General features: G+C 47.2%; 5 protein-coding genes. 2 read left to right on the top strand and 3 right to left on the bottom strand.

Translation table 11 applies throughout. The features are described 5' to 3' along the window. Nucleotides 1-720, bottom strand: a 720-nt coding sequence (gene sppA / locus VJB08_04040; GenBank protein ID HLD43129.1) for a signal peptide peptidase SppA, incomplete at its 3' end; no start/stop codon positions are given. Between the two features lie 278 nt (nt 721-998). Here sppA and eif1A point away from each other — a divergent pair. Then, nucleotides 999-1,343 carry a translation initiation factor eIF-1A gene (eif1A, locus tag VJB08_04035; protein HLD43128.1) on the top strand — a complete coding sequence of 115 codons (345 nt, stop codon included), beginning with the start codon at nt 999-1,001 and terminating at the stop codon, nt 1,341-1,343. Nucleotides 1,344-1,409: 66 nt separating this feature from the next. Further along, complete coding sequence (locus VJB08_04030; protein HLD43127.1) at nt 1,410-1,850, top strand: hypothetical protein; 441 nt, start codon at nt 1,410-1,412, stop codon at nt 1,848-1,850. Here VJB08_04030 and VJB08_04025 read toward each other — a convergent pair. Both VJB08_04025 and VJB08_04020 read right to left on the bottom strand, forming a co-directional pair. Continuing rightward, entirely contained in the window at nt 1,836-3,461 is a 1,626-nt protein-coding gene (locus VJB08_04025; GenBank protein ID HLD43126.1) for a hypothetical protein, read from the bottom strand. The two genes, VJB08_04030 and VJB08_04025, sit on opposite strands and share 15 nt — an antisense overlap. Nucleotides 3,462-3,483: 22 nt before the next feature. Next, nucleotides 3,484-4,312 (bottom strand): hypothetical protein (locus tag VJB08_04020; GenBank protein HLD43125.1); only part of this gene is annotated, 829 nt, incomplete at its 5' end.

Genomic DNA, 4,312 nt, shown 5'->3' with positions numbered 1-4,312 from the left:
CAATTCATCAACCAAGCCAAGTTCCTTAGCCTCAGAACCCAGATAGAATATTCCAGTTGCAAGCGTTTCAACAGAGTCTTTTGGAAGATTCCTGTTCTTCGCAACCTCATCCACGAAATAGCCATGGATCATATCAAGCTTTCTCTGCAGGAGACGAACCTCCTCAGGGCTCAGCTTTCTCAGCGGGCTTCCGATATCCTTATAGGGTCCTGAAACAAGCCGCTGGTAGGTCACATTATGCTCTGTCAAAAATCCAGAAAAGTCAAGATAAGAGGAAATCACTCCAATAGAGCCTGTAATAGACATTGGATTGGCAATGATATGGTCTGTTGCAGATGCGACCCAGTAGCCTCCTGAAGCTCCAACGTCACGAATGACTGCAACAGTAAGCTTCTTTGATTTCTTAATAGCATTCCCTATCTCCTGAGATGCAACTGCTGAACCTCCCGGAGAGTTAATCTCAAAAAGGATTGCGCGGATTAAGGGATCCTTTTCCGCCTTGTCAATGAATTCAACTATTTCCTCAGATACAGCCATTTCGCTCGGAAAGATGTCAAAGGAGTCTTCAGTGACAATAGTTCCGCTGATCGTAATCAATGCAACATTCCCTCCTCCCAATGAGGAACCGCCTGCAATCAAGGTGAGGATGCCTGCAGCCAAGAAAGCAAACACCAGCAGAACTCCACCGGCAATCAGCACAGCGACAAGCACCTTGTTCATAGAAAAGCACGAGGATGGCTTGTTTAAAAAGCTTCTGGTTGACGGGGCTTCGGTGAAAATCATTGCTGCCGCCCTTTGTGAGCAGCGGGGCAAGAACAATAACATCGACCTCGGGGGGATGCCCCTTACGGGGCGAATGTCGATTTGTAGAAGGATTTTTCAGTCATTGCGAACTCGGCGGCAGCTGCGAAGCAAGATTTTCACCGAAGCCTGTTGACGGAGAAGTGAGAACAAAAAAACAAACACTTAAATAACCAACCCCGATTAACAGAGGACAGATGAGCAAAAAAAAGGAAGAGCAGGAGCGGCAGGAACAGATGCAGATGGAGATTTCTCGCATCCGGCTTCCAAGGGGCAGGGAGACGTTTGGAGTTCTGGAGCAGCGCCTTGGCGGCTCAAGGACCAGAGTTCGTTGTCTTGATGGAAAAACGCGGGTCTGCAGAATTCCGGGCAGGCTTAAGCGGCATCTCTGGGTGAGAGAAGGGGATATTGTAATCGTGGAGCCATGGGAGTTCACTGGAGATAAGAAAGGAGACCTCATATTCAAATATTCAAAGACACAGGCACAATACATCCGGAAGAAAGGGTATCTTTCCAAGCTGGAAGTAACCGACGAGTTCTAATAGAAGGCATGATAGTACTACTCCAGAATAGAAATGTTTATATAAGTGCATCACTGCCCAAAAGCCATGGGTGTGGGAAGGTATACTGTTCAGGCATTCTTACTTCTGGTGGTTCTTATTGGAAATATCGTGATGGTGTTTAGAACCGAAAGGCATTTTGTGATTGAACTCTCTCTGGCATTAGTTCTTCTTGTCGTTGCGCTTGTCATCCTGGCAGGGACCTATGCCAAGAGCAGCTGGGCTCCCAAGTTGGCTGGTCTCACATACGCGGTCATTGTCATCAATATCCTCTACCTCTACATGAATTCCCCGAAAGGAATCCTGGTGACAGGAATTACAGTAATCACAGGCTGCTTGGGCCTCCTGTTCTCGTTGTTGATTTCGCAGATGACTGAAGGCATTCAGGAGATTCCGCGGATTGAGGAATACGAGCAAAAGGAAGAATCAAAAACCAGCGGATCTAGGAAAGTGAAGCGTAAAAGGGGAAGGCCGTCACGAAAAGAATGACCCTGTTTCTCGTAGTGCGACATTAATCTGGTGCTCTTTCCACCCATGCGACGCTAATGATTTCTTGATCTCGTGCCGAGAAACCCCGGATTTCAGCGAATAGTGCACTGCGCTGTTAAGCGTTGTCTGCTGGAGGGCATTGTCCACATGGTGCTTGCTCCAGCCAAGATGCAGGAGATGACGGGTTATCTGATCCTGGCTATGGCCCTTTCGAATCGCCTCATTGACAAACCGTTCGAGCAGATGAGGCTTGGCATTTGGAACATGGACAGCGTGCTTCCGTGAAAGACGCGCAAGCAGTGCGGCATGCTGCGGCTGATCAAAGCTCCGAAGCGATGAAGCCTGATAGTAATGCAGCGTGTCCTTGATTTCATGCAGGGGAAATCCTTTCTTTTTAAGTTCGCGAAGAACAAGAGGGTCAGAGAAGCCAAGCTGTTTTTGCTCACGGATGTCCAGGTAGATCTGAAAGCGCCCGAGTATGCCTGCAACCTCTTTGGAAGACCAACCATGATCAACAAGAGACGCCTTGATGTGCTCCACTGAATAATTCTCATGGAATTTCTTTTCCACAAATTCCAGGGCTTCATTGAGGTAGGGATAAGGGGGGTCTCCCTTCAGAAAATGCTCCACATCCCTGTGCCGGGTTGCCAGCATCGCAAGAATCAGGAAGAGCAGAAGCCACCACAGGTTAAAGAATTGCAAACCGCGCATTTCAGACGCAGGGCTTTGGAACTCTAGCTGGGAGCGCTCAGCATCCTTGGGATAGGTGTCATCAGCATCAGGAATTGAGTCATTGTCATCATCGAGGTCCAATGAGTCCGGAATGCCGTCTGAATCAGTATCAACGGCGGTATACGAGGGATGCGAGAGGGAATCAAAAATGCCCGTTCCTGCGTCCTGCTCTTCAGTGTTGGTGTAGCCATCGTTGTCAGCATCTTCATCTTCGTTGTCCGGAATGCCATCATTATCAAAATCAGTAGGTTGTGCTGGCAACAAATCAGAGATATCAGCATCTCCTTCAACTGCAATGGGCTGATCAGTCATCAAAGTGGCATCAGGAGGGGGGAGGGGTTCATCAATTTGAAGTTGGGTGTCGCCTTGAGCAGATGAAGAGGGGATTTGAGAGGTTGATTGAAGCGGGTCACTTTGAATCTGAATTGGTTGGGTGTCGTCTTGAGGGCATCCATCGCCTGCTGTGTCTGTGCAACTGCAGTCATCTTCATATGTCCCGAGGCAGAGCTCAGAGGTTATGCAGCGGTAGCCTGGGTTGCATGGCTGCAGCTGACCTTGCTCATCGGGGCAGGCAGAAGCATCAAAGACATTGCATGCTGCAAGGAAATCGCTTTCTGCGCAGCCAGAAGTGCAGCTATCGAGGTCAGGAACACAGCACCAAGGGCCTGAGCAATCCTCCACCAGCTTTTGATCACAAGAGCAGCCTGTAAGATCAACAATACTTGTAAGAGATCCGAGACATTGATCCGCGGCATCAGGAACTCCGTCGCTGTCTTCGTCGGGAACAGCAAGTCCTAAAGGCAACACAATCAATCCTAAGATAAGTATGAAAACAAGGTGTATTGACCTCGCAAACTGTGTGCTGATTATTCGGCGCATGATAATGGGTTTAGGTGGAGATTTATTTACATTCTCCCGTTACATAAACATTAGTTAAACCAAACTCATACTGGAATGTTTTCTTTAAAAAAGTATCCCTTGTTGAGTAGTCGGATATTCTGATTACTCCGTCTCGTGGATTTTCTACTTGGTTAGATAAAAATTCAATATTTACATCAGCAGCGGAGGGAGGACAATCAGCTGAGATATCGTAAGCGACTGGGCTAGATGGATTTGCAGCAATCGCATCCTGATTATTCTTAATTCCCTCAACAATCCCCAGCGCAGATCTCAGCATCCCCACAACCCTCACAGGCAATGTTGTCTGAAATGTTTCCAGCCTGCCTTCGAAGCCATCTCTCTTAATTGACAACGGCATGTCAAGCTTCACAACAACAGATTTATCACCCCAGCCCGGTAAGGAATCATCAACGAGGACTGTAACCCTGGGATTTCCTTTTTTTGTAATGATAATGTTTGAAGATTCAAAACTCCTGAAGTCAAGGCATGTTTGGATATCTCTTTCAATATCTGTTTCAAGTTTATCTTTAATTCTGGCAATGGCGATGTTGAAAACTGAACTAAATTTGCTTGCATACTCAGTATTGGAAAGATAATTCTTTGTATTGAGTTGCTCGGTGCTATTAAAAGTTAAAGAAAAGTCCTCTTCACTCAAATACCCTCCATGCTTTGCAACATCGCGGAGAGTCGCCTCAGCAGTATTCTGCAGACAATTGGAAACATACGATTTGATCGGAGTCAGCTCAAAGGTTCCGGTAATCCTCTCAGTTGCCTGCCCTGCTGACCTGATGTCAGTAACCTCTCCCTGGATAAAAAAGATGTAGAAGACG

It is taken from the genome of Candidatus Nanoarchaeia archaeon (genome assembly GCA_035290625.1).
In the GTDB taxonomy this organism is placed as follows: domain Archaea; phylum Nanobdellota; class Nanobdellia; order Woesearchaeales; family DATDTY01; genus DATDTY01.
Note: the sequence above shows the minus strand (reverse complement) of the source record. Positions and strands in the feature narration are given on the sequence as shown.